Raw genomic sequence first — 25,667 nt, 5'->3', positions numbered from 1 at the left:
AGCGCTTCATGCTGATCCCCATCCCCGATGTGTTGTCCCCACAGGGCGTGCAGCGGGTGCGTGCGATCATCGATGCGGCGCAATGGGTGGACGGCAACGTCACCTCGGGTCCCCAGGCTGCGCTCGCCAAGTCGAACGAGCAACTGCCGGACGATGGGGCCGCGGCGGCGGAGGCCGGCGGCATCATCCTCGACGCTCTCGGGCGCATGCCGCTGTTCATCGCCGCGGCCCTCCCCGCCAAGGTGTTGCCGCCGATGTTCAACCGCTATGCCGGCGGCCAGGCATTCGGCGTCCATGTCGACAATGCGGTGCGCACCAAGGGGAGCTTTCGACTGCGCGCGGACCTGTCGGCGACATTGTTCCTGGCCGATCCCGACGAGTATGACGGGGGCGAACTGACGATCGAAAGCAGCTTTGGCGCCCAGACCGTCAAGCTGCCGGCCGGGCATATGGTGCTCTATCCCTCGTCCAGCCTGCATCGGGTGGAGCCGGTCACGCGGGGCACGCGGGTGGCGAGCTTCTTCTGGATCGAGAGCATGGTGCGCGACGGCGAAGCCCGGCGTGCGCTGTTCGAGATGGACCAGGCGATCCAGGCGCTGGGCGTGAAGCTGGGGCAGGGCGATCCCGCGATCGTGCAGCTGACAGGCGTATATCATAATCTCTTGAGACGGTGGGCGGACAGTTGAGCAAGACCAGGCTTCGGAACCTCTGGTTCGACGTGCATAAGTGGATCGGGCTGCTGCTGGCCGTCCTGATCATCCCGCTGAGCCTGACCGGCTCCGCGCTGGTGTGGCACGACTGGCTCGACGCTCGGGTGAACCCGGAGCGTTATGCGGTCAGCGGCGCCGCGACTCTGCCGGCGTCGCGCTATGTCGAGGCGGCGCGCGCCGTGCTGGCGCCCGGAGAGCAGGTCGTCTCGCTCCGCTATCCGGAACATGGCGACGGTCCCGTCATGGTGAGCGCGGCACCAGCCAAGGCCGGCACAGCCGCCGGGCCGCCGCGCCGCACCAACGTCTATCTGGACGGCGCAACGGCGCGGGTGCTCGACAAGGCGGGCTCGCGCGAGGGGCTGGTGCAGGTGCTGCACGTGCTGCACGGCAGCCTGATGGTGCCGGGCATGGGGCGCCAGATCGTCGGCTGGATCGGCGTCGCCATGCTGGTCTCGTCGCTCACCGGCCTGTGGCTCTGGTGGCCGCTGACGGGCAGCTTCGCGCGTGGTTTCAGATGGAAACGGCGACCGCAGTTCGACGCCAATCTGCACCATCAGCTTGGCTTCTGGATCTGCATTCCGCTCGCGATGCTGAGCTTCACCGGCGCATGGATCAGCTTTCCGGCCTTTTTCGGCCCCATGGTCGGCGAGAAGCCGCCGCAGCGCCCGGCTCCGGCGCCGGCGCTCGCTCAGCCGGTTCAGCAGGTCGACACGGTGGTGGCGAAGGCGGGAGGGCAGCCGGTTTCGATCGCTTGGCCGACGGGCAAGTCGCCGGTGTGGAAGATCGGGCTCGAGCGCGGCGAGGCGGAAGTGGCGGATGCGACCGGGGCCGTGGCGATCAAGCCGCCCAAGCCGGAGACTATCGCGCGGACAATGCGGCGCTGGCATGATGGAACCGGCATGGGCCCGCTCTGGCAGGTCGTCATCTTCCTGGGCGGAATCATTCCCGCCGTGCTGTCGATCACCGGCATCACCATGTGGGTGAACAGCCGCAAGTGGCGCAAGCGTCCGACGCGGCGGGTGGCGCCAGCAGAATAGGCGCTAGGCGAGCTCGATCCAGACGGGTGCGTGATCGCTGGTCTTTTCCCAGCCGCGCACCTGTCGGTCCACCTCCGCCTGCTTCAGCCGCGGCGCGACTGATGGGCTGAGCAGCAGATGGTCGATCCGCAGCCCTGCATTGCGATTGAACGCGTTCCGGAAATAGTCCCAGAATGTGTAGATCGTCTCGTCGGGATGGAGATGGCGCAGCGCGTCTGTCCAGCCTTGCGCGAGCAGCCGGGCATAAGCGTCGCGCGCTTCCGGGGCGAATAGGGCGTCGTCGACCCAGCGCTCCGGCTTGTACACGTCCCGCTCGGTCGGCATCACGTTATAGTCGCCCGCAAGCACCACCGGCGCGCCGCTCGCGATCAGGTCGGCCGCGTGGTCGATCAGCCGCTCGAACCAGGCGAGCTTATAGTCGAACTTGGGTCCGGGCTTCGGATTGCCGTTGGGCAGGTAAAGCCCGCCGATCAGCAAGCCGTTGACCGCCGCCTCGATATAGCGGCTCTGGCTCGGATCGGGGTCGCCCGGCAGGCCGCGCCGCGTCTCGACCGGCGTGCCGACGCGGCTGAGGATAGCGACGCCGTTCCACGACTTCTGACCGTGCCAGATCGCCTCGTAGCCGGCTGCCGCGATCGCGCCTTCGGGAAATTTCTCGCTGCTCGCCTTCAGCTCCTGCAGGCAGACCACGTCCGGCTGTGCCTGTTCGAGCCAGCGCAGCAGCACCGGCAGCCGCCCGTTGACGCCGTTCACATTGTAGGTGGCGATCTTCACCTCAGCATAAAGCTGAACCTGTCCGTTCGTTTCGAGCGAAGTTGAGAAACGGTGCTGAAGCTTCTCGACCTCGCTCGAAGCAAACGGGGCAGGAAGGCCTCAGAGGACGGCCGCGAACTCCCGGAGCATGTTCTTCGCGATGACGAGCTGAAGGATCTGCGACGTGCCTTCGTAGATGCGGTAGATGCGCACATCGCGATAGAAGCGCTCGGCCAGATATTCTTTCAGATAGCCCGCGCCGCCATGGATCTGGACGACGCGGTCAGCCACCCGCCCGCACATCTCGGACGCGAACAGCTTCGCGGCGGCAGCCTCGACGATGATGTTCTCCTGCCGGTCCGCGCGCGCGCAGGCGTCCTTCAGCATGCACTCGGCGGCGTAGATTTCGGCCTTCGAATCCGCGAGCATGGCCTGGATCAGCTGGAAGTTGGCGATCGGTTCGCCGAACGCCTTGCGCTCGGTTGCATAGCGAAGACCCGTGTCAAGGATGCGCTTGGCATAGCCGACGCTCGCGCCGGCGACCGACAGCCGACCGTTGTTGAGGCTGTTCATCGCCGCGCGGAAGCCGATCCCTTCAGCCCCGCCGAGCAGTGCCTCGCCGCCGACCTGCACATCCTCAAGGATCACGTCGGCGATCGCCGAGCCGGCTTGACCCATCTTGCCGTCCGGTGATCCGATGCTGACGCCAGGCGTGTTCCGGGGCACGAGGAACGCGGAGACATGGCCGTTCTTCGGCAGCGGCTCGGCGTTCGTGCGTGCCATCACCAGGATCATGTCGGCAAAGGGCGCATTGGTGATGTAGCGCTTGGTGCCGTTCAGGACATAGCCGTTGCCGCTTTTCACCGCCCGCGTCTTCATCGCGGCGCTGTCGGAGCCGCTGTCCGGCTCGGTCAGGCCGAAGGCGGCGATCTCGCCGGCGGCCAGGCGGGGCAGCCATTCCGCCTTCTGCTCGCTGGTGCCGAAGTTCGAAATGGCGGAGTTCACCATGCCGACATTGATCGACAGGATCGACCGGAAGGCGGGCGCGGCATAGGCGAGCGCCTGCACGAAGCCGATATACTGGCTGACGTTCATGCCCGCGCCGCCATATTCTTCGGGCATGGTGACGCCGAACAGGCCCATGTCGCGCATTTCCGCCAGCACATCGTCAGGGACCCGGCCGAGCGCTTCCACCTGCTCTTCGGCGGGGATCAGCCGGTCGCGCACGAAGCGGTTCAGCTGCTCCAGAAAGGCGTCGTAAATATCGGCGTCCATGCCGCGGCGCGTGGTGTCCAGCATCGTCTCTCTCCCGAACTGCGGGGCTAGTCGCGCTTGACGCGTCCGTAAAGCCGCCGCAAGCGCGGGGGGTGAGCGACTTTGCCGGATGGATCAAGGCGACGCTGGGCGTCACCCCCAAGGACCTGGGGCTCTACGAGCGGGCGACCACCCACAGCAGCCGCGAGGAAGCGGATTACGAGCGGCTGGAGTTCCTCGGTGATCGCGTGCTTGGCCTCGCCATGGCGACCTGGCTCTACAAGCGCTTCCCCGACGAGCCCGAAGGCAAGCTTTCCTGGCGGCTGAACGCCCTCGTCTCCGGTGCCGTGTGTGCGGAGGTCGCGCGCGAGATGGGCCTCGGCGCGCATCTCCGGCTCGGCAAGCAGGCCCGCGACGATGGCGCCGCGGACAGCGACAATGTGCTCGGCGATGTGGTCGAGGCGCTGATCGGGGCCATGTACCTCGAACATGGCTTTGCCGCCGCCGAGGCGTTCGTGCGGCACCAATGGGAGGACCGGCTCGACCATCAGCAGCGCGCGCCGCAGCATCCGAAATCGGCGCTGCAGGAATGGGCGGCGGCGCACCGGCGCAAGCCGCCGGTCTATCAGGTGACCGACCGTTCCGGGCCGCAGCACAGCCCGCGCTTCACCGTGACCGTGTCGATCCGCAATGCGGGTGAGGCGAGCGCCGAGGGCGCGTCCAAGCAGGAAGCCGAGACGGCGGCCGCCAAGGCGCTGCTGGAGCAGCTCAAATGAGCGAACGCTGCGGACTTGTCGCGGTCGTCGGCGCGCCCAATGCGGGCAAGTCGACGCTCGTCAATGCGCTGGTCGGGCAAAAGGTCGCGATCGTCAGCCCCAAGGCGCAGACCACGCGCACCCGGCTGATGGGTGTGGCGATCGAAGGCGAGGCGCAGATCATGCTGGTCGACACGCCCGGTATCTTCGAGCCGCGCCGCCGGCTCGATCGTGCTATGGTGCAGGCTGCCTGGGGCGGCGCCGCCGATGCCGATGTGATCGCGCTGATCGTCGATGCCAAGGCCGGCCTCGGCCCCAAGGTGATGGGCATCGTCGAGGGTCTGAAGAGCCGGCCCGAGCCGAAGATCCTGGTGCTCAACAAGGTCGATGTCGCCGCCAAGGATAAGCTCCTCGTTCATGCCCAGCGGCTCACCGATGCGCTGACCTTCGAGCAGGTCTTTATGGTGAGCGCCGCGACCGGCGACGGCATCGCCGACCTCAAGCAGGCGCTTGCCCAGCGTGTGCCGGAGGGGCTGTGGCACTTCCCCGAAGATCAGGTCAGCGACATCACCGACCGCATGCTTGCCGCCGAAGTGACGCGCGAACAGCTTTACCTGCAGCTGCACGCCGAACTTCCCTATGCCAGCGCCGTCGAGACGGAGGCGTATAAGGAACGCGAGGACGGCTCGGTCGAGATCCACCAGCAGATCCTGGTGGCGCGGCCCACCCAGCGCGCGATCGTGCTCGGCAAGGGCGGCGCGCAGATCAGGGCGATCGGCGAACGCGCGCGCAACGAATTGGCCGAACAGCTCGGCAAGCGCGTCCACCTCTATCTGCACGTGAAGGTGAAGCCCGACTGGGACGAAGATCGCGGTGTCTATCGCGACCTGGGGCTGGACTGGGTGGAGTAGGGTTAGTCAGAAAGTCGCTCGTTCTGAGCGAAGCACGAAGTGCGTAGTCGAAGGGCGGTGGCTCGGAACTGCGCCCCTCGACTTCAGCCTTGGCTGAAGTTCATCCTGAGCGACGCCGACAGGCGACGTCGAAGGGCTCGGGACGAGCAAGCCTTTAGCTGAGTATCTCCTCCACCCACGCTGGCACCAGCTCCGAAGCCGGACCCATGCGGCTCTCCGAGAAATAGACGCTGCCCGCCGACGGCTCCAGGTTCATCTCCAGCGCCCAGGCGCCGTAATGCCGCGCGGTGCGGACGAAGCCTGCGGCCGGATAGACCGCGCCCGACGTTCCGATCGAAACGAACAGGTCGCAGCGTTCCAGGGCGACGTCGATCCGCTCCATTTCGTAGGGCATCTCCCCGAAGAATACGATGTCGGGACGCAGCCGCGACTGGCCGCAGCCGGGGCAGGGCGGGTGGTTGCCCATCGGCGTCTCCCAGGGGTGCCGCGCTCCGCAGGCCGCGCACAGCGCCGATTTCAGTTCGCCATGCATGTGCAGCAGCCGCCTGGCGCCCGCCCGCTCGTGCAGGTCGTCGACATTCTGCGTGACGATCAGCAACTCGCCTGGCCATTCGGCGTCGAGCCGCGCGAGCGCATGATGCGCCGCATTGGGCTCCACCTCGCCAAGCTTCGCCCGCCGCGCATCGTAGAAGGCATGGACCAGTGCCGGATCGCGCGCGAGTGCCTCCGGCGTGCAGACATCCTCCACCCGGTGCCCTTCCCAAAGCCCGTCCGGACCACGAAAGGTCGCGAGGCCGCTTTCGGCGGAGATGCCGGCGCCGGTGAGCACGACAATCCGATCGATACCGCGCATCCGCGACGGATCAGACATGTTCGGTCGAGCGGTCGACTTCGATCCGCGCGCTGAGGATGTCCTCCGCCCGGTGCGCGAGGCGCTCCAGTTCGTCGAACATGCCGGGCTGGCGCAACAGCCGCGGCTGCGGATCGATCGCGCAGAGCGTACCGAAAAAGCTGCCGTCCCGCAGCTTCAAGGGCAGCGATACATAGCTTTGAAATCCATAAAGGATCGGCGTTGGGTGCGTGCACCAATTCCGGTCTTCGCGCACATGGTCGATGACGATCGCGCGCTGCGTCTTGCGGATGTCGTCGCAGATGGTGGTGGAAACATCGAGCTCGCCACCCGGCGTCAGGCCGAAGTCGATCTGGTCGAGGACCTGGCACGCGATCCAACGATCCTCGGTCACGCAGGCGATGGCGGCGAAGCCCATCCCGGTCAGCGCGCACAGCTCCGCCAGCACGTCATGCAGTTCCGGGTCATCGCCATAACGCGCCACTTGGCGGGCAAACTCGTCGTTCACTCGATCTCGCTCCGAAGCCCAGCTTCGGTCAGCGCTATCGGCAGGGCAAGCGAAATCAGTGGACGACGATCTCTCCCGTCATGCCGAAGCTGGCATGGAGCAGGTGGGAGCAATGGAGTTTGTAGGTCCCGGGCGCAGGGGCAACGAAGCGAATATCGGCCGTCTCGCCTCCCTTCAGCTCGATCGTGCCTTTGGCGATGCGGGGCCGATCGGTCGCGGCGACCTGGGCCTTGGCGAAGAATTCCGGCGCGTCAAAATTATGTCCGCCGCCTGCCGTGTTCACCAGATGCAGGCGATAGGCGTCGCCGCTCTTCAGCTCGATGCGCTCGGGCGTGAAGGCGAAGCTGCTGAGACGGACTTCCAGTTCATGCGCGGTTCCCCAATCCGGCGGCGCGGCGGCGAGCAGAAGGGGCGTGAGCAGGAACAGGGACAGACGCATGGCGAACCTCCGGGTACCGAGATGAGTTTACGCGCATTGCGCGCCTTGTTCAGCCCCCGAAAATCGTCGAACGTGAAACGATGAAGATCGGAATCCTGGGAGCAGCCGGCCGGATGGGCCGCGCGATCGCGGACGCGGCGCCGGCAATGGGCGCGGACCTTGCCGGCGGCGTGGATCGCGACGGCGCTGTGTTCGGCCCCTATCGCGACACCGCCGAGCTGGCGGTCGGGACCGATGTGCTGATCGATTTTTCCACGGCAGAAGCGCTGGCGGCCCACCTCGACATCGCGCGTGTCGACGGCGGAGCGATCGTGGTCGGGACGACCGGTCTGACCGCGGAGCATCACCGGCTGATCGACATCGCGGCACAGGATGTCGCGGTGCTGCAGTCCGCCAACATGTCGCTGGGGGTGAACCTGCTTGCCGCGCTGGTCGAGCAGGCCGCGGCGCGACTTGGGCCGGATTGGGACATAGAGGTGCTGGAGATGCACCACCGCCACAAGCTCGATGCGCCGAGCGGAACGGCACTGCTGCTCGGCCAGGCGGCGGCGAAGGGCAGGGGTGTCACGCTTTCGCCGCCGCAGCACGATCGCAATGGCGCGCGGAGCGAAGGCGCGATCGGCTTTGCCAGCCTGCGCGGTGGTTCGGTTGCGGGCGATCATCTGGTGGTACTGGCGACCGAGGGCGAGCGGATCGAACTCGGTCACCGGGCCGAGACACGCGCGATCTTCGCACGAGGAGCGATCAGGGCGGCGCAATGGCTCGCCGGCAGGCCTGCGGGCCGCTACGCCATGGCTGACGTGCTCGGTCTATGAGCTCACGCCATTCGCCGCTCGTCCCGAGCGAAGTCGAGGGGCGGGGTTCCGAGGTATGTGCATGCGCCCCTCGACTGCGCTCGGGACGAGCGAAGGAGTATGTGTTTACGTGAGCGCACCAGAGGAGTCGCCCCACCTCGTCCGCGGTCTCGGTGCGTTCGACGTCACGATGCTCGTGATGGGCGGCATTATCGGGTCGGGCATTTTCGTGAACCCGGCCGAAGTCGCGCGGCAGGCCGGCACGCCGGTGCTGATGGTCGGCGCCTGGCTGATCGGCGGAGCGATCGCGCTTGCCGGCGCCTTCGTCTATGCCGAGTTGGCGGCGCGACGGCCCGAGGTCGGCGGACAATATGCCTATCTGCGCGATGCCTGGGGTCCGCTTCCCGCCTTCCTCTACGGCTGGTCGCTGCTGCTCGTCATTCAGTCGGGCGGGATGGCGGCGGTGGCGATCACCTTCGCCCGCTATGCCCTGGAGCTGGTGCCCTTCGGCATGCCGGACTGGGCGCTGGCGGTGGCGGCGCTTGCCCTGTTGACCGCCATCAACTGCCTCGGCGTGCGTGCCGGCGGTACCGTCCAGAGCCTGTTGATGGTGCTGAAGATCGGCGCGATCCTGATGCTCGTACTGACGGGCCTGTTTCTGGCTCCGGCCGCTGCGCCGCAGGTGCGTACCTCCCTCGTAGCGGAGTCCGGCACGGTGACGGCGCTGATCGCGGCCCTCACCCCCGTCATGTTCTCTTATGGCGGTTGGCAGACCGCGAGCTTCGTCGCCGGCGAGATGCGCGACCCGCGCCGCGACCTGGTACGCGGCCTGCTGTTCGGCGTAGTCGGCGTGGTCACGCTCTACACCCTCGTCGCGCTGACCTGCGTGCTGGTGCTGGGGCCGGAAGGGCTCGCCGCGTCCGAGACGCCCGCTAGCGCAGTGATGCGGGCGGCGCTGGGCGACCGCGGGGCGGCGGTCATCGCCCTCGGCATAGCCATCTCGGCACTCGGCTTCCTCAGCCAGGGGATGCTCACCACGCCGCGCGTTTATTTCGCGATGGCCGAGGACCGGCTGTTCTTCCCGGCCGTCGCCGCCGTCCACCCGCGTACCCACGCGCCGGTGGCCGCGATCTTGCTGCAGGGCGGCGTGGCCGCGCTGATCGCGGTGACCGGCAGCTATGGCCAGATCCTCAGCTATGTCGTGTCCGTCGACTTCATCTGGTTCGGCCTGACCGGTGCGGCACTGTTCGTGCTTCGCCGGCGCGAAGGAGAGGCGAGCTTCCGTGCGCTCGGGCACCCCTGGACGACAGGCTTCTTCGTGCTCGCCTGCGCCGCGACCGTGGCGGGCACGGTCTGGAACCACCCGGTCAATGCGGCGATCGGTTTCGCCATCCTGCTGACTGGCGTGCCCGTCTGCCTGGTGTGGATGCGCAGGCGGGAGCGCGCGGCATGAGGGTTCTTCAGTCCGAATATATGTATTGGGCCAAGAATCAGCCTGCGGCGCGGTTCCCGCTTTCGTCCAGCGAAGTCCCGGCCTGCCATCTCGACCGCTTTCCGATCACGCTCGCCGATCTCGAGCTCGATGGCCGCAGCCGCTATCGTTACTTGCCGCTTCGCGAGGCGATCGGCCGGCGCCACGGCGTCGGACCCGAACAGGTGGTGCTCGCCGACGGCACTTCGATGGCGAACATGCTCGCCATGGCGGCGCTGATCACGCCGGGCGACGAAGTGCTGGTGGAGCACCCCGTCTATGAGCCGATGGTCGCGGCCGCCCGGTTCCTGGGCGCGCGCATCCGCACTTTCGAGCGCAAGGCGCCCGAATTCGCGCTCGATCCGGCGGCGATAGAAGCGACGCTCTCCTCTGACACGCGACTGATCCTGCTCACCAACCTCCACAATCCCAGCAGCGGGCTCGCTTCCACGGAGGCGCTCCAGGCCAGTGCCGAGCTGGCGCAGCGTGTGGGCGCGCATGTCCTGGTCGACGAAGTCTATCGCGACGCCACCTATCCGCTGCAGCCGAGCGCCGTGACCTTGGGCGACCGCTTCATCGTCACCTCCAGCCTCACCAAATGCTATGGCCTGAGCGGGATCCGCTGCGGCTGGATCATCGCGCCGCCGGACCTTGCTGAGCGCATGTGGCGACTGAACGAGCTGTTCGGCGTAGCCCAGTCCCACGCAGCAGAGCGGCTTGCCTGCGTCGCGTTCGAGCATTTCGACGAGATTGCGCGGCCGCTCACCGATCTCCTTCCACGCAACCGCGCCCTGTTCAACGATTGGCTGAAAACGCGTGCGGACCTCGATTGCGCGCTGCTCACCGGCGGCATCACTGCCTTTCCGCGGCTGATCGGCGCCAGCGTCGATGACCTGCACCGCCTGCTGCGCGAGGAATATGAGACGTCCATCGTTCCGGGCGCCTTCTTCGGTGCGCCGGATCACTTCCGCGTCGGTATGGGCAGCGCGACCGAGCTCGTCGGCGAGGGACTGGACCGGCTCGGCGCGGCTTTGGACCGGCTGCGATGACCAGGGCACAGGTCTTCGAGTTCTTCCGCCGCCTGGCCGAGGACAATCCGGCGCCGGAGACGGAGCTGGAGTTCGTCAATCCCTACACGCTCCTGGTGGCCGTCGTGCTCTCCGCTCAGGCGACGGATGCTGGCGTGAACAAGGCGACCCGCAGGCTGTTCGCCGTCGCCAGAACGCCCGAGCAGATGGTCGCGCTCGGTGAGGAGCAGGTGAAGGACTACATAAAGACGATCGGCCTGTTCAACACCAAGGCAAAGAACGTGGTCGCGCTCAGCCAGGCGTTGATCGACGATCATGGCAGCCAGGTGCCGGCCGACCGCGACGCGCTCGAAAAGCTGCCCGGGGTCGGCCGCAAGACCGCCAATGTGGTGATGAATTGCGCGTTCGGCGCGGAGACGTTCGCCGTCGACACGCACATCTTCCGGGTCTCGAACCGCACCGGCCTGGCGCCGGGCAAGACGCCGCTGGCAGTCGAGCAGCAGCTTGATGCCAAGGTGCCGCAGCCGTTCCGGCTCGGCGCGCATCACTGGCTGATTCTGCACGGCCGCTACGTCTGCAAGGCGCGGCGCCCGGAATGCTGGCGCTGCGTCGTGCGCGATCTCTGCGCCTATGAGCCGAAAACGCCTGCTCCATGTTAAGCTGGGGCACGCAATCGGGCGCGAGTCGTTGCTGGAGCCATGGAGGAGTGAAGATGCGCACCACCCTGATCCTCGCCACTGCCGTCTCTCTGTCGGCGTGCATGTCCACCCCCGAACAGCAGGCCCGCGCCGAGCGCAACGAAGCCGCCGCCGTGCTGTCGCCCGACGGCCAAAGCTTCGGCGACGGCGCCCGCGTCGCGGGTCCGGCGCGGACCTGTGTATCGCTCTCCCAGATCCGCAACAGTCGTGTGCGCAGCGATCGGGTCATCGATTTCTCGGGACCCGGTCGCCAGACCTACCGTGTCGTGCTGAACCAGTCCTGCCCGCAACTCGGTTTTGAGCAGCGCTTCACCTATTCGACGTCGCTGACCCAGCTCTGCGCGCAGGACATCATTACCGTGCTGCAGGGGCCAGGCATCAGCCGGGGCGCCAGTTGCGGCCTCGCACCCTTCCAGCCGATCGTGCCCGCACGACGCTAGTGGGGGTTGGACAGCGGCCTTCCGGCTGCTAAGCGAGCGCCCACGCACCCGTAGCTCAGCTGGATAGAGCGTTGCCCTCCGAAGGCTGATGTCAAGCGGAACGATTGTGAGAAGGAGGTCGAAAAACACTTGAAATACAGCGCTTTGAGAGCACCGAGGTTGGCGCTTTCAACTCTCAGATTTTTCGCGTAAGCACCGCGTAAGCATAATGCACCCGTAGCTCAGCTGGATAGAGCGCCACCCTCCGAAGGTGGAGGCCACACGTTCGAATCGTGTCGGGTGCGCCACGCCCCTGAGGGCTGGCGCAATGGGTTAGAGCGAAGCTCCCCAGTGTCGGCTAAGACGGAAAGATTTCAGGCAGGTTCGTAAGTTCGCGATCAGCGACTTTTTGCTGTCGTGTCTCGTGCCGGTTGGATCACCTTTACGACGCTCAGCGTGCGTTCGTGTCCATCGCGATCTGGCCAAAGTATTGAGTCACCTTCGCGCAAGCCGATGAGCCCGGCGCCGACAGGTGTGATTACGGAGATCCGGTTCGCAGCAATATCGGCCTCGGCAGGGTAGACAAGTTCGACGGTACGACGGGTGCCGGTTGCCTGATCGACAAACTCGACCGTCGAACGCATGGTCACGACGTCAGGAGGAATGTCCTCGGCGGTGTGAATCCTGGCGCGTTCGATCTCGGCCATCAACAGGCGGCTAACATCTGACTGGCGGGCGTGGGCACGCATTCCGAGATCGGACAGCGCATCGGCTTCGGTGTCGATCATATGAATGGGAGGGCGCGCGGCAGCTTTAACAAGGGTCATGACGAAGGCTCGTAGTGTGAGGGTTGCGAACGCTGGCGAGGCGTGGCGGATCGGGCTATGCCCTTACCCCGAACCCAGCACGCGAACGTCCGGACCCGGGGCTAACAGCCCGACATGAGCTGGCACCCGCGATTGCAGAATCGGACGTGAGCCTTCGACGCTTGCATAACCAAGCGACCATGGGCTGCGGCCCTAGCCCCGTCAATCGCCCCGCGAGCCTCAGAGCGATGTGTTACGTAACCCGGTGAACCCGATTTGGCTGAGAACGGCGAGCGCACGGCCTTAGCTGACCAGCATTCTGAGTGCCGCGGAGCTGATCAGCATCAGGAGCAACATGGCGAAGACGTGATCCCACATGCAGAGGCTCGTACGCGAAACTGGCTGTCGCGTGACCAGCGCCACCCCAACGAGAACGAGCGCGGATGCAGCAAACATTAAATGCACGAAGAACAGGAAAAGAAAGGGCGGCCGATGATCGAGCGCAAAGGTTGGTGCGCAGAGTAGGAGGATCAATCCGACTTGCCCGCAAAACGCGCGGAGATGTATCCGCGAGCGGCTGTCCTGCTCACGCAACAACCTCATCCACCGGAATCGCGTGACCGCTTCCCACATGGTCGGCGAGTGCCCTATCATTGCTCCAAGGCTCGCCGGTCACGGCCGCGCGAGGCCAATGCAACGAACGGTAGCTCGACCGACATGAGGATGGCGTATGATCGGGCCAAACCGCGCAAATATTGCGTTAGGGCAGATTAGCGTCGTCTAAGACCTTCCCTTTCAGTCTTTCTCGTCCTGAGATCCTTTAAGTCGACCTCGATCTCCAGCTAGAGGTTCTTTTGGAGCCTCGGTTACCGACCGATCTTTGGCTTTGTTGATGAGCCGAGACTTCGCGAGCGTGTCGAGCTTCGCCATTATGCCTCGTGTGACTTGGCGTCGCCGTACGAACAACGCCACTAGCGACACGAGCAAAGCGAATCGCGCGAGCATGAGGATCCAGTCGCCGATATCAGGGTGAAAGCTGTTCAACGCCATGGACGGCGACCAAGGAAGGAGCGCCCGCTTCGTTTCCCCGGGATCAGAACGTAGATGATCCCGAGCGCAAGAAACCAAAGCAAGGCGACCGCGCGCAACGGCGTCGCGGCCGCTGGTATATGATGAGCCGCCACGAGCAGGCCGATCAGGCCTGAGACGCCGATGATCTTAACGGCCGCGGAAAGAATGCTGAGGGGCGGCATCCTATAGCACCCTGGGCGAGGTCGGTGCAAAAGCCTTATGAGCCGAAGGAAGCTCAGGCGGCGGCGCGCAGCATGGGTTGACGGGGCGATCACTCCACCGCTCCCTGACGGCCTTCGGCCTGGGCATAGGCGAGCAGAACTGAGGCCTCTGGCGAGAGGGTCTCCGGCCTCCATATTGCGTAGACCGCAGCGTGAGGCTCCGGAGCGCTGATCGGTCGGTAGATGACGCCGGGATAATAAACGCCTAGCGCGCAAGAGCGTGTCAGCGCGATCCCGAACCCCAATCCTACGAGATGCATGAGAGTGTCGCGATGGACCTGGGTTGGAATGATCAACCGTGGCCGGCCTTCGAGTATTGTCGCTATTTCGTTCGCCGTGCGGATGACGCGTGTTTCATCGATCGCCATCAGAAACGTTTCGCATCTGAGTGCTTCGCGATGAAGGGCGTGGTGACCGGCGAGCCGATGACCCTCCGGCAAGGCCACTACGATCGTCTCGTTCCAGCAGTGTTCGGACACGATGGACGCTTTATCCACCCGCTCTTGTATGAAAGCGACGTCAATTGTTCCGCGCGCAACTTGATCGGCGATATCGTCGCCGTCACCCTCGACAAAACGTACATCTATTGCTGGTTCTGTTTTTTGGAGCCGAGCGAGCACGTTTCGAAGCGGGCCATAGCTCAGGGAGGCGTCCAGTCCGATCCGAAGCGATGCCGATGTGCTGCCGCCGGTGAAATGACTGCAAGCGTCGCGCAGGCTATGTGAGAGCCTCTTTTGAGGCCCACCGGAAGGGGCGGACAACTTGAGAAAGCGGCGATTGTTGCTTGGCTCAAACGTTGTAGGGCATGTTCCAACTGGTCTATCCATACGTGGAATGCCTTCGGCTTTTTCGCTCGCGGGGACCGGCGGTCGGCGCTCCGGGCGAAGCAACAGGCGTGCTGCAATCAAGAGCACTGCCAAGAAGATGATGAGGACGGACGCGCCAGACATTGGTCATTCCGTGAAATCGAGCGGACGGTCAATCGAAGCCGCGACGTTGATCGAAGTTCGCTTGCTCTCAGGTTGATCGCGGCTGCTCCAATCATGTTTGCGATTTTTTCAGGCGGAGCGTTCCTCCGATCCGCGGTCTTTTGTTGCTTTGCGCCTGTCCCGGCGGCTCGCCAGAAGCAGCTTTACGCGGAGGTAGATGTTCAACCACAGCAACCCGCCGATGATGAGCAGGAGCATCAGGAGGCCTTCTGGATTCATCATTGTGCCTCATCGTGCTCCCCGCAGCAGAACCCGGTTGCTGGCGCGCGGCGGGCGCGGAGACACCGATGATGGATTGGCGGGCGCCACGGTCCATCTCATTGCGTCCGAGGCCTCCTCGGAGGGAATGTGGAGAGGTGTCGCCGGGGAGCGCCTCGGTAGCTCGATCTGATCAAAGATGTGGCGACCGAGCACGAGCAAGGCGCTGCCCGCGCTCATGCCGACGAAGCCCAACGCCGCCAGAAGCATCTCAAAGGGCGTGGCTTCATGCAGCGGAAGCACATGGACAAGTGCGTACAGGCGGCTCAACGCAAGTACGGCAATGATCACGCCCAGCAAGCCCGCTAGTCGTAACCCTGCATCCCTTGCATCAGTTGCTGCGATTGGCATGCCGCCCTCCATGGTGGCGGCAATCCAACTAACGGCACGATCATAAAGATTCGAGATCAGATTTTCGGGCTAGACGTAAAGATGGTGTATATATGCGACTTACTTCCTAAGTCGGCAGCCGTGAGGTATGCCGCGTCTTTGGCCTCAAGTAGTGTGGGCTATAGCCATCCAGTTTTTCGGAAGCGCCGGTAGAGTGTGAGGCATATCACGGCGATGATCGACATAACCGCAGGGTAGCCATAGACGGAATGCAACTCGGGCATATGCTCGAAGTTCATCCCGTAAATGCCAGCCAAGGCAGTCGGCACGGCCAGGATCGCCGCCCATGCCGCCAGTTGGCGGGTGATGGCGCCAGTGCGTTGTTGCTCCATCAGATTGCTGAACTCGAAAACGGAAGTCAGCACCTCGCGGAGACCAGTGTTCATCGTCTCCACCCGCCGCACGTGATCCAGCACATTGCCGAAATAGTGGCGAGCCTCGGCATCGATGCAAGGATGGTTGGTCTGAGCTAACTTACGGGCCACCTCCTCCATGGGTATCAGGATGTGTCCAAAGCGAGTGAGCTGACGCCGAAGCGTGAATATTCGGGCGATCTCGGTTCGACCCAAGAAGGCGTCGAGCGTGTGCTGCTCCATAGCCGAGACTTCTTCCTCGAGCGACTCGACCAGTGGAATGTACCCGTCGACGATGAAATCCAGCACTGCGTGCAACACATAGTCCGTGCCTTGGCCGAGGAGATCTGGCGACTCTTCCAGGTGCTTGCGCAGCGGAAGGTGTGATCGGGTTGAGCCTTGCCGCACCGTGATGATGTGACTGTGACCGAGGAACACGGCGGTCTGTCCGTAGGCAATAACGCCGTCGTCCAGTTGCGCGGTGCGCGCGATCAGGAACAACTGATCGCCGTAGATATCGACCTTCGGCAACTGGCCGTCTTTGAGCGAGTCTTCGACCGCGAGTGGGTGAAGATTGTAGAGGGCCTGTAACGCCATGACGTCCTCCGCGCATGGGTCCGACAAGCCTATCCAAACGAACTCGGAGCGATCCGTCGGGCAATCAACCCGTTCGCCGATGTCGACTTCGCGAACCCGACGACCGTCGCGGTAGAGATACGCTGCGATGACTGGCATCAGTCCTCTTTCTGTATGAGGAGGTGCGGCCCGAGCTTAGTCGCCTGACCTGCAGTCGTCATCGCGATGACCGGCGATTGTGTGCGGCTACAGCGCTTGTGACGTGCGGCTGATTGGCTCGCCGTGGTTCTAAGCGGCGCGGACATTGCGGTCGATGCCGGCTTGGGGAGCACCTCTGGTCGGGGCTTGACCTCGGTCTCGACGGCCGGCGGTAAAATCATGTTCGACCGATTGGATGACTCGCCTCGACGTCTCGCGCAGCCAACTCGCGGCGCGTTGCATATCGCGCGGCGAGATCGAGATGAAGTCTCTTGACCGCTACATCTGAAGCGTTGGCCGCTAACTCCAGTTCCTGTGCCGCCCGGCGGGCGAAGTATGCTTCGTCCGATACCGGATCGACGCTCCTCGCGTCGGTGCTCCGGACCGAGGAAGCAGTCTCCGATGGGCTGGCGGGGACGGGCTCTTCTTCAGCCGCCATGGCGGCGCAACCAGGCCCGTGCAGCCTCTTCGTCGCTAGCCGCGAAATGACGGGCTTCCATCTTGAGCAGCGGATCGAAGAGGTTGGTGAGGCGACTTATCCAATCGGGCCCGCCGACGAGCGCATATCGCTCGATATGGCGTAACAGCCCGATCTTCAGTTCGAGCAGCCTCGTATCAACGAGCAGCGACGGCTCGAAGCCGTCGTAGTGACGGACGATGCCGAGGAGGCGGCGACCGCCCCCGCTGCTGAACGCGGCCGAAAGCCTCTCGGCGAGATTTCGCGCATCCGCGCTGGTGATGCGGCCGTCGATCTCGAAGGTGAAAATATCGGAATCACCGTTCTCTAAGACCCGCAGGCTTTCAGGATGCGCGCAATCGACGTCACCGCGAACCCAGGCGAGGGCGTGCTCCCGACGATCGTGCGTATAGGACTGATACCTGACATAGGGCAGCAAGGCGTTTTCGATCCGGGCGGCGTTACGGATGCAAGCCTGGTCGCTGACGATGGCGATCCGTCCGAATTGTCTGAGCCGTGCCAAGTAGCGGAACGCGTTGCCAAGATCGCTACGCCACGCCTCCGAGGACATGCCCTTGAAGTTGCGGACTTCCGCGAAGACATGGACGGTGTCGCCGCGCTCAAGCGCCGTATCAAGCTGCCGCATGGCGGTTTCGACGTCAGCTTTCTCGATACGGCCGTCGGTGGCCAACTCGATGACAGTTTCATTCTGATTTTCGGCCATGATCTGGTCCTTGCGGATTGTCGGATTGATCCGGTTGTTCAGCGTCAGCTATGACCTGTCTCGGCGGCCTCCAGGCCGGACAAGCGGTATCCGACCTGCAATTCCGTCAGGAGGTGCTGGGGCTGCGACGGCTCCTCTTCGAGCTTTTGCCTGAGCTGCGCCATGTAGATGCGGAGGTAGTGGGCGCGTTCCGAGTATCCGGGACCCCACACCTCCATAAGCAGTTGGCGGTGGGTTAGCACCTTGCCGTGGCCACGGACCAACGCCGTCAGAAGTCGAAACTCGTTGGGCGTGAGATGGACGGGTATGCCCGCGCGCGCAACTTCGTGCGTGGCAAGATTGATGGTGACCGACCCGAACTTGGCTACGGGCGACGCTGCGCCGCCGTTCGATACGGTGCCGGCGCGCCGCAGTTGTGCCCGCACTCGCGCCAGGAGTTCGGGCACGCCAAACGGCTTGACCAGATAGTCGTCGGCGCCGGCGTCAAGCGCCTCCACCTTTTCGGTTTCCTGCTCGCGCGCGGAGAGTACGAGAACGGGCGCTGACATCCAGCCGCGCACTTCCCGGATCAGCGTCTTGCCGTCGCCGTCGGGTAGTCCGAGATCGACGATCATCAGGTCGGGCTTGCGACTGCCCGCATTCAACCGCGCCTCTTCGGCCGTGGCCGTCTCGAAGACATTCATGCCCTCTTTTTCCAGCGCCATGCGGATAAAGCGCCGAATATCGGCTTCGTCTTCAACGATCAGAATGCGCGGCTTGATCATGGATCGGTTCACTTTCGATCGCAGGCGGCGTCCCAAGCGGCAGTCGTATCTCGAACGCGGCTCCGTTTGGTTTGCGCTGTTCGGCTCGGATGCTTCCGCCGTGAGCCGTGATGATACTGCGGCAGAGCGCGAGCCCCAATCCAACGCCGGCGACCGACGACTCCTTCTGCCCGCGCGCGAACGGCTCGAAGAGCGTTTCCGGATCCCGCACGGGGAGCCCGGGGCCATTATCTTCAACGATAAGATACATGGTGTCCGCCGTAGCACCGGCCCGAACGTTTATCGTGCTATCGCGCGGCGTATACTTGGCGGCGTTGTCGAACAGATTGATCAGAACGCGCTCGATGAGCGTGGCATCGGCCTCTATGAGTGGAAGATCCGCCGGCAGATTGGTGCGAACCTTGCGAGGTTCGAGGATCGCGCGCGATTGTAACACGGCGCTGCCGACTATCTCGCTCAAGGAATTCCATTCCTTGTTGAGCCGCACGCCCTCGCTTTGCATGCGTGCCAGGTCGAGCAGGTTGGCAACGAGGCGCTTGAGCTCGTCGGCCTGAACCCGGATCGAGCGCGCCAGGTCACTGCGATCTTCGACTGGAAGCTCTTTGCGATGCTCGAGCGTCTCGGCCAGGCCGCGGATCGCGGTCAGCGGCGTCTTGAGGTCGTGCGATACGGCCGACAGCAGCGCGTTGCGGAGCTTCTCACCCTCCATCCGGACCAGGGTTTCCTGTGCGACTTCCATGAAGTGGATGCGCTCGAGCGTGAGGCCAATGGTCGAGCAGCAGGCATCAAGCAGACGGCGATCGTCCGGATCGTCGGGCAGCGGCGCGCCGACCGGCACGACCGCCAGCACTCCGCGCATGGCCATCGACGCTTTCAAGGGAAGGTACAGGGCGTGGGCGGCGCTCAAGGTCTGAGTGCCAAGGCCCGCTTGCTGTCCATGATCGAAAGCCCATTGTGCGGTCGATGTATCGACAAGGCCGGGGTCCTCGGTAGGCATCAAGCGCTCGTTCTTGTCGGGAACCAGAAGGATGATCCGCGCTTCGAACAGTGGTGTCAGCGCTTCCCGGCAAATCGCGACAACTTGGTCTATCTTGATCGCGCTTGAGAGGTCGCGGGCGATCCTGGCCAAGGCCGACGCCCTTCGTTCTCCGGCACGGGCTACACGAGCTTCCGATCGGAGCCGCGCCGCGAGTTGGCTGATCACGACTGCGACTACCAACATAAGCGCGAAAGTGAATATGTATTGCGTGTCGGTGACCGCGAACGAGAGCTTCGGCTCGACGAAGAAGAAGTCAAAGCAGCCCACCGAAAGCAGGGACGCCCACGCCCCGGCGAGGCGGCCGAGTCGCAAGGCGATGAACACGGTCGTCACCAGGAAAAGCATGACGACGTTGGAAAGATCGAAAAAGCCTACGAGCTGGGAGGCGAGGAAGGTCGCTGCGCCGCATGCGAGCGTGGCGATGCCAAGCGCCGCGATCTGCGTCTGCGGCTCCTCCGGTATCCAACGAACTCGGCGGGTCGCCCGGACTTCGTCAACGCTCAGCAGCAGGAGCCCAATTTCCGGATTGGCGCGGGCAAGCCGTTCCTGCAATCGACGTTTGAACGTAAATATGCGTCGGCGAGCTGTGTTTCCGATGATGAGCTTGGTGGCGTTGCGCTTTCGAGCATAGTCGAGGATCGCCTCGGTAATGTCTTGGCCAGGGACATTTGCAAACTCCGCGCCGGCTGATTGGGCCGTCTTGGCGATGACGAGCAGCGCCTCCCGGGATCGCGCATCATTATTTTGATAGGGCTGATCGACGTGGACGACGATCCATTTGGCCTGAAGCCGCTGGGCGAGGCGCCCGGCTTCACGGACGAGCTTTTCCTGGGACCGATCCGCGCTGACGCAGACCATGAGCAATTCCTGCGTCGGCCAGACCGTCGTGATCGCGTGCGAGACGCGGTAGGTCCGGACATCGGCGTTGACCCGGTCGGCGACGCGGCGGAGCGCAAGCTCGCGTAGCGCGATCAGATTGCCGCGGCGGAAGAAGTTCTGACGCGCGCGCTCGATTGACACGGGCAAGTAGACCTTGCCGGCGTTCATGCGGGCGAGCAGATCGTCCGGCGGCAGGTCGACCAGCACGACATCGGTCGCGGAATCGAAAATGCGATCGGGAACGGTTTCACGGACGCGAATGCCGATAATGCCGCCGACGATGTCGTTGAGGCTGTCGAGGTGCTGTACGTTGAGCGCGGTGTAGACATCGACGCCGGCGTCGAGCAGCTCTTCGACATCTTGCCACCGCTTGGCATGGCGGCTGCCGGCGACGTTCGTGTGGGCAAGCTCGTCGACCACCAGCAGCTTGTAGTCGGACGCCAGGGCGCCATCGAGATCGAACTCGGTGACAGGCCTGCCATTACCCGGCAACGTCTTGCGCGGGAGAATGGCAAAGCCGTCGATCAGCGCCTCGGTTTCCTTGCGGCCGTGCGTCTCGACGATGCCGATCCCGACGCGCACGCCCTCAGCCTGAGCCTGCCGCGCCGCTTGAAGCATCGCAAAGGTCTTCCCCACCCCAGCGCAGGCCCCGAAGAAAATCTTGAGCTGTCCGCGTTTGGAGTGCTCTGCGTTACCTCTTACGGCCTCCAGAAGAGCGTCCGGATCAGGTCGCTGATCGTTCATCGTCTACTGCCTCACGCCAGTGCCGCACGCCGTTCGTCTAAAAGAACGGCGTGAGCACGAGGTCGATGAGCTTTATACCTATAAATGGCACGATAATCCCGCCTAATCCGTAGATGAGCAGGTTCCGACCGAGAAGCCGCGCCGCCGGTTCGGCGCGATACTTCACCCCGCGTAGGGCGAGCGGGATTAGCACGACGATGATCAGCGCGTTGAAGATGACCGCAGAGAGAATCGCCGAGGCTGGGCTGTGCAGTCCCATCACGTTGAGCGCGGCGAGCGGCGGATAGGTCGCGACGAAGGCGGCGGGAATGATCGCGAAATACTTGGCCAGGTCGTTTGCGACGCTAAAGGTCGTGAGCGCGCCGCGCGTCATGATCATCTGCTTGCCGACTTCGACGACGCGCAGCAGCTTGGTTGGGTTGCTGTCGAGATCGACCATATTGCCGGCTTCCTTGGCCGCCTGCGTACCGCTGTTCATCGCGACGGCGACATCGGCTTGGGCGAGCGCGGGCGCGTCGTTGGTGCCGTCGCCGGTCATCGCGACGAGCCGTCCCTCAGCCTGATACTGGCGAATAAGACGGAGCTTGTCCTCCGGCGTCGCCTCAGCCAAGTAATCGTCGACGCCGGCTTCGGCCGCGATGGTCGCTGCCGTCAACTGGTTGTCGCCGGTGATCATCACGGTCTTGATGCCCATCGCGCGAAGCTCGGCGAAGCGCTCCTTGATCCCGCCTTTGATGATGTCCTTGAGCTCGATCACGCCCAGGACATTGGTTCCGTCGCTAACGACGAGCGGTGTGCTGCCGCGGCGAGAAACTTCTTCGACGGTCGTGGTCACTTCCTTGGGGAAGACACCGCCCATCGCCTCGACATGGGCGCGGATCGCACTGGCCGCACCCTTCCGGATCTGGCGGCCGTCGATGTTGATGCCGCTCATTCGGGTTTGCGCGGTGAAACCGATTGTCTCCGCGCCCTGCAGCTCGCGGCCGCGGATGCCGAAAGCGTTCTTGGCCAGGATCACGATAGAGCGCCCTTCGGGCGTCTCGTCGGCAAGGGATGCGAGCTGCGCCGCGTCGGCCAGCGCGGGCTCTTTGATGCCGGGCGCGGGATGGAACTTCGTCGCCTCGCGATTACCGAGCGTGATCGTGCCGGTCTTGTCGAGGAGGAGGACGTCGACATCACCCGCCGCCTCGATCGCGCGGCCAGAGGTGGCCAGCACATTGGCCTTCATCATCCGGCTCATACCGGCGATGCCCACGGCTGAGAGCAGTGCTCCGATCGTCGTCGGGATGAGGCAAACGAGAAGCGCAATGAGCACCGTGATCGTCACCACCGTGCCCGAGCCGTTGATGATCGTGCTGAAGCTAGAGAACGGCAGGAGGGTGACGCAGACGAGCAGGAAGATGATCGTGAGTGCGACCAATAGGATCGTCAGTGCGATCTCGTTGGGTGTCTTGCCACGCTTAGCGCCTTCGACCATCGCGATCATGCGATCGAGGAAGGCCTCGCCCGGCTTGGCAGTGACCTCGACAACAATCCAGTCCGAAAGCACGCGTGTGCCGCCCGTCACGGATGCGAAGTCGCCGCCTGCCTCGCGGATGACGGGGGCGGACTCGCCGGTGATTGCGGACTCATCCACCGAAGCTGCGCCTTGCAGCACTTCGCCGTCGGCCGGGATGATCTCGCCGGCCTCGACAAGCACGTATGCTCCCACACCCAATTCGTCGCTCGCCTGAGGCCAGGATTCGGCGTCACGTCGCGGCTCCTTGAGCATCCGGGCGAGAACGCGCTGGCGGGTGGCGCGCAGCGCATCGGCCTGCGCCTTGCCGCGGCCTTCCGCCATCGCCTCGGCAGCGTTGGCGAAAAGGACCGTGAACCACAGCCATGCAGCGATTGCGAAGATAAAGGGAGCCGACGCTTCGCCTTTGCCGGTCACGGCCTGAATGAAAAGCAAAGTTGTGACGATGCTACCGAGAAACACGACGAACATCACCGGGTTCTTGATCTGAACGCGCGGTGACAGCTTCTTGAAGGCTTCCGCGGCCACTGAGGGCCACGGCACTTGCTTGACGTTTCCGCCGAGGACGGCGGCGCTCTGCGCCGTAGGAGTCTCTAGATCGGACATGATGCCACCTCGGTTTTATTGGGCAGCCGGACGGGCCGGCGCGGCAGCCGCGTCGAGCGCGAGATTGAGTGCAAGGACGTTGACGCGTGGATCGCCGAACAGACCGAACTGCGGTCGATCGACATTGTCATTGATCAGCGCCAGGACGCGGTCCATCGCCAGCCCTCGGGCGCGAGCGACCCGCTGCGCCTGGATGTTTGCGTTGGCGATCGAGATATGCGGGTCGAGACCTGAGCCGGACGCCGTCACGGCGTCGACCGGAACGGCGGCGTTGGCCGCCAGTCCGTTTTCCTGACGGTAGGCGATGGCGCGCTCTTCGACTGCGGTGAGGAGCTTCTTGCTGAGAACACCCTGGTTGCTCGCGGCGCTGGCTCCAGCGTTATACGGCTGGTCGACCGTCTTGGAGGGGTCCTGCGGGTCGGGACCGGACGTGGCGCTTGGCCGACTATGGAAATATTCCGGACGGGCAAAATATTGTCCGATCTGGCGAGACCCGATGGCCTGCCCGTTCCTCTCGATCAGGCTTCCCTGAGCCTGGCTCGGGAAGAGCAGATTGGCGACGCCGGTCGTCGCCAGCGGATAGGCCAGACCTGTCACGACCATGAACAGCAGGGCTGAAACAAGCACCGGCCGGGCGATGCCCTTGAAGGCGGGGGCGGCAGAGAGGTCGGCGGATGTCGATTGATCGTATTGCATGGCGATGTCCTCAGAATGTCGTGCCAGACAGCATCAGCAGATGCTCGACGATCGGGCCGAGCGCGAGCGCGGGGAGGAAGGTCAGACCCCCGACCACCAGCACCACGAACACGAGAAGCCCTGTGAACAGCGGCGTTGCGGTCGAGAGCGTCCCTGGGCCGGCCGGCACCGTCGTCTTCGCCGCCATCACGCCCGCGACCGCCAGCATCGGCAGCAAGGTCAGATAGCGCCCGACCAGCATCGCGAGCCCAATGGTTGTGTTGAAGAAGGGCGTGTTGGCGTTGAAGCCGGCGAAGGCCGACCCGTTGTTGGCGGTGCCCGAGGTATAAGCGTAGAGCACTTCGCTGAAACCGTGGGGCCCCATGTTCGCCAGACTGTCGACGGTGGACGGCATGACGCATGCGAGCGCCGTGAAACCTAGGATGCTGAAGGCATGGGCCAGAACAGCCAGCATCACGAACTTCATCTCGCGCGCCTCGACCTTCTTGCCGAGGAATTCGGGCGTTCGCCCGATCATCATGCCGACCAGGAAGACGGTCAGGATCGCATAGGTGACGAGATTGATGAGGCCGACGCCATCGCCGCCGAACACGTTGTTGAGCATCATCTGGGCGATCGGGACGAGGCCGCCAAGCGGCGTCAGCGAGGCATGCATCGAGTCGACCGATCCCGTCGTCGCCGCCGTCGTGGTGGTCACGAACAGGCTGGTCTGCGCGATGCCGAAGCGAAGCTCCTTACCCTCCATGTTGCCGCCGCCGAGAGTTGCGGTCTGCGCCTGATCAATCCCCAGCGGCGAAAGCATCGGATTGCCCGCATGCTCGGCGCCGTAGACCAGCGCTAGGAAGCCGAGGAACATGACGAAGAAGGCGGCGAAGAACGACCAACCCTGCTTGCGGTTGGCGATCATCGATCCGAAGACGTAGGTCAGGGCCGACGGGATCAACAACATGCTCAGGATGTGCAGCGTGTTGGTGAGCGGTGTCGGGTTCTCGAACGGATGCGCGGCGTTCATGCCGAAGAAGCCACCGCCGTTTGTGCCGATGTGCTTGATGGTCTCGAGACTGGCCACCGGCCCGATGATGAGTTGCTGGCGAGCGCCTTCGAGCGTCGTGACCACCGTGTCGGCCGTCAGCGTCTGCGGCACGCCCTGCCACACATAGATGAGCGCAAGGACGAAGCAGACCGGGAGCAGCAGGCGGTAGGTGACGCGCGTGAAGTCGACCCAATAATTGCCGATGTCGCCGGCGCTCCTGCGGCTAAGGCCCCGGATGAAGCCGCCCGCGGCGGCAACGCCGGTCGCTGCGCCGACGGTCATCAGGAAGGTGATGACCGCCATCTGCGACAGGTTCGAGAGGCTCGTTTCGCCAGAATAGGCCTGCCAGTTGGTATTGGTGATGAACGAGGCGACGGTGTTGAACGCGAGGTCGGGTGTCTGCGAAGAGCGACCGAGCGAATCGCCGGGCAGAAGTTGCTGGATGCGCAAAATCAGGTAGCCGAGCAGCATCATGGCGGCGTTGCTGAGGAGCAGCACCGCGCCATACCGTTTCCAAGACATCGGCTCGGCGGGATCGACGCCCAGCAACCGGTAGGTGCCGCGCTCGATAATATTGTGTCCAGGCGCGTTGAAGATGCGCGTGAGCCACGGGCCAGTCACAAAGACGAGGCCCGTCATGATCGCCAGAACGACGATGAATTGATTCAGATCGTATCCCATCAGAGCCCCCTCAAATTCGATCGAGGGCCACGATGAACC

The 25,667-nt window shown here is 64.1% G+C and carries 26 protein-coding genes and 1 tRNA gene; 10 read left to right on the top strand and 17 right to left on the bottom strand.

All coding sequences use genetic code 11. The features are described 5' to 3' along the window. Positions 1-8 precede the first annotated feature (8 nt). Positions 9-686 carry a Fe2+-dependent dioxygenase gene (locus HJG53_RS13260; RefSeq protein ID WP_171131353.1) on the top strand — a complete coding sequence of 226 codons (678 nt, stop codon included), beginning with the start codon at positions 9-11 and terminating at the stop codon, positions 684-686. Next, entirely contained in the window at positions 683-1,747 is a 1,065-nt protein-coding gene (locus HJG53_RS13255; RefSeq protein ID WP_171131351.1) for a PepSY domain-containing protein, read from the top strand. Before HJG53_RS13260 ends, HJG53_RS13255 begins: the two co-directional genes overlap by 4 nt. A 3-nt stretch (positions 1,748-1,750) precedes the next feature. On the opposite strand, the gene xth is transcribed toward HJG53_RS13255, so the two are convergent. Both xth and HJG53_RS13245 read right to left on the bottom strand, forming a co-directional pair. After that, positions 1,751-2,521, bottom strand: a complete 771-nt coding sequence (gene xth / locus HJG53_RS13250; protein WP_171131350.1) for an exodeoxyribonuclease III — start codon at positions 2,519-2,521, stop codon at positions 1,751-1,753. A 99-nt stretch (positions 2,522-2,620) separates the two neighbouring features. After that, complete coding sequence (locus HJG53_RS13245) at positions 2,621-3,799, bottom strand: acyl-CoA dehydrogenase family protein (RefSeq protein WP_254447769.1); 1,179 nt, start codon at positions 3,797-3,799, stop codon at positions 2,621-2,623. A 68-nt stretch (positions 3,800-3,867) separates the two neighbouring features. On the opposite strand from HJG53_RS13245, the gene rnc reads away from it, so the two are divergent. Continuing rightward, positions 3,868-4,530, top strand: coding sequence for a ribonuclease III (gene rnc / locus HJG53_RS13240; RefSeq protein WP_171131348.1), 663 nt, complete (start codon positions 3,868-3,870; stop codon positions 4,528-4,530). Beyond that, on the top strand, positions 4,527-5,420 hold the full coding sequence (gene era, locus HJG53_RS13235; RefSeq protein WP_171131346.1) for a GTPase Era: 894 nt from the start codon (positions 4,527-4,529) through the stop codon (positions 5,418-5,420). Before rnc ends, era begins: the two co-directional genes overlap by 4 nt. Before the next feature lie 154 nt (positions 5,421-5,574). Here era and HJG53_RS13230 read toward each other — a convergent pair whose 3' ends face one another. The 3 genes from HJG53_RS13230 to HJG53_RS13220 are packed head-to-tail and all read right to left on the bottom strand — an operon-like array spanning position 5,575 to position 7,217. Continuing rightward, positions 5,575-6,273 carry an NAD-dependent deacylase gene (locus HJG53_RS13230; protein ID WP_217352836.1) on the bottom strand — a complete coding sequence of 233 codons (699 nt, stop codon included), beginning with the start codon at positions 6,271-6,273 and terminating at the stop codon, positions 5,575-5,577. A 10-nt stretch (positions 6,274-6,283) separates the two neighbouring features. Continuing rightward, positions 6,284-6,778 (bottom strand): GAF domain-containing protein, encoded by a 495-nt coding sequence (locus HJG53_RS13225; protein WP_171131341.1) that lies wholly within the window; start codon positions 6,776-6,778, stop codon positions 6,284-6,286. Between the two features lie 55 nt (positions 6,779-6,833). After that, positions 6,834-7,217 carry a cupredoxin domain-containing protein gene (locus tag HJG53_RS13220; RefSeq protein ID WP_171131339.1) on the bottom strand — a complete coding sequence of 128 codons (384 nt, stop codon included), beginning with the start codon at positions 7,215-7,217 and terminating at the stop codon, positions 6,834-6,836. Between the two features lie 80 nt (positions 7,218-7,297). On the opposite strand from HJG53_RS13220, the gene dapB reads away from it, so the two are divergent. The 6 genes from dapB to HJG53_RS13190 all read left to right on the top strand — a co-directional run bounded on the left by dapB (position 7,298) and on the right by HJG53_RS13190 (position 11,935). Next, the gene (gene dapB / locus HJG53_RS13215) at positions 7,298-8,032 is read left to right on the top strand and encodes a 4-hydroxy-tetrahydrodipicolinate reductase (protein WP_171131337.1); all 735 of its coding nucleotides are present in this window, start codon (positions 7,298-7,300) and stop codon (positions 8,030-8,032) included. Between the two features lie 109 nt (positions 8,033-8,141). Beyond that, positions 8,142-9,464: an amino acid permease gene (locus HJG53_RS13210; protein WP_217352835.1), complete on the top strand. Its 1,323-nt coding sequence runs from the start codon at positions 8,142-8,144 to the stop codon at positions 9,462-9,464. Further along, the gene (locus HJG53_RS13205) at positions 9,461-10,531 is read left to right on the top strand and encodes a pyridoxal phosphate-dependent aminotransferase (RefSeq protein WP_171131333.1); all 1,071 of its coding nucleotides are present in this window, start codon (positions 9,461-9,463) and stop codon (positions 10,529-10,531) included. Before HJG53_RS13210 ends, HJG53_RS13205 begins: the two co-directional genes overlap by 4 nt. Further along, a complete protein-coding gene (gene nth / locus HJG53_RS13200) occupies positions 10,528-11,169 on the top strand; it encodes an endonuclease III (protein WP_171131331.1) in 642 nt (213 codons plus the stop codon). The genes HJG53_RS13205 and nth overlap by 4 nt, the downstream gene beginning before the upstream one ends. Positions 11,170-11,222: 53 nt before the next feature. Further along, positions 11,223-11,648 carry a hypothetical protein gene (locus HJG53_RS13195; protein ID WP_171131329.1) on the top strand — a complete coding sequence of 142 codons (426 nt, stop codon included), beginning with the start codon at positions 11,223-11,225 and terminating at the stop codon, positions 11,646-11,648. A gap of 210 nt (positions 11,649-11,858) precedes the next feature. Further along, a tRNA-Arg gene (locus HJG53_RS13190) sits at positions 11,859-11,935 on the top strand. A 90-nt stretch (positions 11,936-12,025) separates the two neighbouring features. On the opposite strand, the gene rnk is transcribed toward HJG53_RS13190, so the two are convergent. The 12 genes from rnk to kdpA form a co-directional block, all read right to left on the bottom strand. Further along, complete coding sequence (gene rnk, locus HJG53_RS13185; protein ID WP_171131327.1) at positions 12,026-12,454, bottom strand: nucleoside diphosphate kinase regulator; 429 nt, start codon at positions 12,452-12,454, stop codon at positions 12,026-12,028. Between the two features lie 282 nt (positions 12,455-12,736). Further along, entirely contained in the window at positions 12,737-13,036 is a 300-nt protein-coding gene (locus HJG53_RS13180) for a hypothetical protein (protein ID WP_217352834.1), read from the bottom strand. Positions 13,037-13,775: 739 nt separating this feature from the next. Beyond that, entirely contained in the window at positions 13,776-14,552 is a 777-nt protein-coding gene (locus HJG53_RS19180) for a LysR family substrate-binding domain-containing protein (protein WP_368039586.1), read from the bottom strand. 231 nt (positions 14,553-14,783) lie between these two features. Continuing rightward, entirely contained in the window at positions 14,784-14,936 is a 153-nt protein-coding gene (locus HJG53_RS13170; protein ID WP_171131323.1) for a hypothetical protein, read from the bottom strand. A gap of 6 nt (positions 14,937-14,942) precedes the next feature. Next, a complete protein-coding gene (locus HJG53_RS13165) occupies positions 14,943-15,323 on the bottom strand; it encodes a hypothetical protein (protein ID WP_171131321.1) in 381 nt (126 codons plus the stop codon). Positions 15,324-15,481: 158 nt separating this feature from the next. After that, positions 15,482-16,450, bottom strand: coding sequence for a magnesium and cobalt transport protein CorA (locus tag HJG53_RS13160; protein WP_171131319.1), 969 nt, complete (start codon positions 16,448-16,450; stop codon positions 15,482-15,484). Positions 16,451-16,917: 467 nt separating this feature from the next. Further along, positions 16,918-17,670: an STAS/SEC14 domain-containing protein gene (locus tag HJG53_RS13155; protein ID WP_171131317.1), complete on the bottom strand. Its 753-nt coding sequence runs from the start codon at positions 17,668-17,670 to the stop codon at positions 16,918-16,920. A 44-nt stretch (positions 17,671-17,714) separates the two neighbouring features. Further along, positions 17,715-18,434 carry a response regulator gene (locus HJG53_RS13150; RefSeq protein WP_171131315.1) on the bottom strand — a complete coding sequence of 240 codons (720 nt, stop codon included), beginning with the start codon at positions 18,432-18,434 and terminating at the stop codon, positions 17,715-17,717. Next, positions 18,406-21,096, bottom strand: coding sequence for a sensor histidine kinase KdpD (locus HJG53_RS13145; protein ID WP_171131313.1), 2,691 nt, complete (start codon positions 21,094-21,096; stop codon positions 18,406-18,408). The genes HJG53_RS13150 and HJG53_RS13145 overlap by 29 nt, the downstream gene beginning before the upstream one ends. A gap of 37 nt (positions 21,097-21,133) precedes the next feature. Further along, positions 21,134-23,218, bottom strand: a complete 2,085-nt coding sequence (gene kdpB, locus HJG53_RS13140; RefSeq protein ID WP_171131311.1) for a potassium-transporting ATPase subunit KdpB — start codon at positions 23,216-23,218, stop codon at positions 21,134-21,136. A gap of 15 nt (positions 23,219-23,233) precedes the next feature. Next, positions 23,234-23,914 carry a potassium-transporting ATPase subunit KdpC gene (kdpC, locus tag HJG53_RS13135; RefSeq protein WP_171131309.1) on the bottom strand — a complete coding sequence of 227 codons (681 nt, stop codon included), beginning with the start codon at positions 23,912-23,914 and terminating at the stop codon, positions 23,234-23,236. 10 nt (positions 23,915-23,924) lie between these two features. Continuing rightward, the gene (gene kdpA / locus HJG53_RS13130) at positions 23,925-25,628 is read right to left on the bottom strand and encodes a potassium-transporting ATPase subunit KdpA (RefSeq protein WP_171131307.1); all 1,704 of its coding nucleotides are present in this window, start codon (positions 25,626-25,628) and stop codon (positions 23,925-23,927) included. Positions 25,629-25,667: the final 39 nt, after the last annotated feature.

Origin of the sequence: Sphingomonas sp. ID1715 (assembly GCF_013044515.1) — a bacterium.
GTDB lineage: Bacteria > Pseudomonadota > Alphaproteobacteria > Sphingomonadales > Sphingomonadaceae > Sphingomonas_B.
The sequence above is the reverse complement of the archived record's forward strand: the minus strand, read 5'-3'. Positions and strand labels throughout refer to the sequence as shown.

Bases quoted from the DNA above. Each gene is read 5' to 3' on its own strand.
- HJG53_RS13260 (WP_171131353.1), top strand. From the start codon at position 9: ATGCTGATCCCCATCCCCGATGTGTTGTCCCCACAGGGCGTGCAGCGG.
- HJG53_RS13245 (WP_254447769.1), bottom strand. From the start codon at position 3,799: ATGCTGGACACCACGCGCCGCGGCATGGACGCCGATATTTACGACGCC.
- era (WP_171131346.1), top strand. From the start codon at position 4,527: ATGAGCGAACGCTGCGGACTTGTCGCGGTCGTCGGCGCGCCCAATGCG.
- HJG53_RS13230 (WP_217352836.1), bottom strand. From the start codon at position 6,273: ATGCGCGGTATCGATCGGATTGTCGTGCTCACCGGCGCCGGCATCTCC.
- HJG53_RS13220 (WP_171131339.1), bottom strand. From the start codon at position 7,217: ATGCGTCTGTCCCTGTTCCTGCTCACGCCCCTTCTGCTCGCCGCCGCG.
- dapB (WP_171131337.1), top strand. From the start codon at position 7,298: ATGAAGATCGGAATCCTGGGAGCAGCCGGCCGGATGGGCCGCGCGATC.
- HJG53_RS13205 (WP_171131333.1), top strand. From the start codon at position 9,461: ATGAGGGTTCTTCAGTCCGAATATATGTATTGGGCCAAGAATCAGCCT.
- nth (WP_171131331.1), top strand. From the start codon at position 10,528: ATGACCAGGGCACAGGTCTTCGAGTTCTTCCGCCGCCTGGCCGAGGAC.
- HJG53_RS13195 (WP_171131329.1), top strand. From the start codon at position 11,223: ATGCGCACCACCCTGATCCTCGCCACTGCCGTCTCTCTGTCGGCGTGC.
- rnk (WP_171131327.1), bottom strand. From the start codon at position 12,454: ATGACCCTTGTTAAAGCTGCCGCGCGCCCTCCCATTCATATGATCGAC.
- HJG53_RS13180 (WP_217352834.1), bottom strand. From the start codon at position 13,036: ATGAGGTTGTTGCGTGAGCAGGACAGCCGCTCGCGGATACATCTCCGC.
- HJG53_RS19180 (WP_368039586.1), bottom strand. From the start codon at position 14,552: ATGGATAGACCAGTTGGAACATGCCCTACAACGTTTGAGCCAAGCAAC.
- HJG53_RS13170 (WP_171131323.1), bottom strand. From the start codon at position 14,936: ATGATGAATCCAGAAGGCCTCCTGATGCTCCTGCTCATCATCGGCGGG.
- HJG53_RS13165 (WP_171131321.1), bottom strand. From the start codon at position 15,323: ATGCCAATCGCAGCAACTGATGCAAGGGATGCAGGGTTACGACTAGCG.
- HJG53_RS13160 (WP_171131319.1), bottom strand. From the start codon at position 16,450: ATGCCAGTCATCGCAGCGTATCTCTACCGCGACGGTCGTCGGGTTCGC.
- HJG53_RS13155 (WP_171131317.1), bottom strand. From the start codon at position 17,670: ATGGCCGAAAATCAGAATGAAACTGTCATCGAGTTGGCCACCGACGGC.
- HJG53_RS13150 (WP_171131315.1), bottom strand. From the start codon at position 18,434: ATGATCAAGCCGCGCATTCTGATCGTTGAAGACGAAGCCGATATTCGG.
- HJG53_RS13145 (WP_171131313.1), bottom strand. From the start codon at position 21,096: ATGAACGATCAGCGACCTGATCCGGACGCTCTTCTGGAGGCCGTAAGA.
- kdpB (WP_171131311.1), bottom strand. From the start codon at position 23,218: ATGTCCGATCTAGAGACTCCTACGGCGCAGAGCGCCGCCGTCCTCGGC.
- kdpC (WP_171131309.1), bottom strand. From the start codon at position 23,914: ATGCAATACGATCAATCGACATCCGCCGACCTCTCTGCCGCCCCCGCC.
- kdpA (WP_171131307.1), bottom strand. From the start codon at position 25,628: ATGGGATACGATCTGAATCAATTCATCGTCGTTCTGGCGATCATGACG.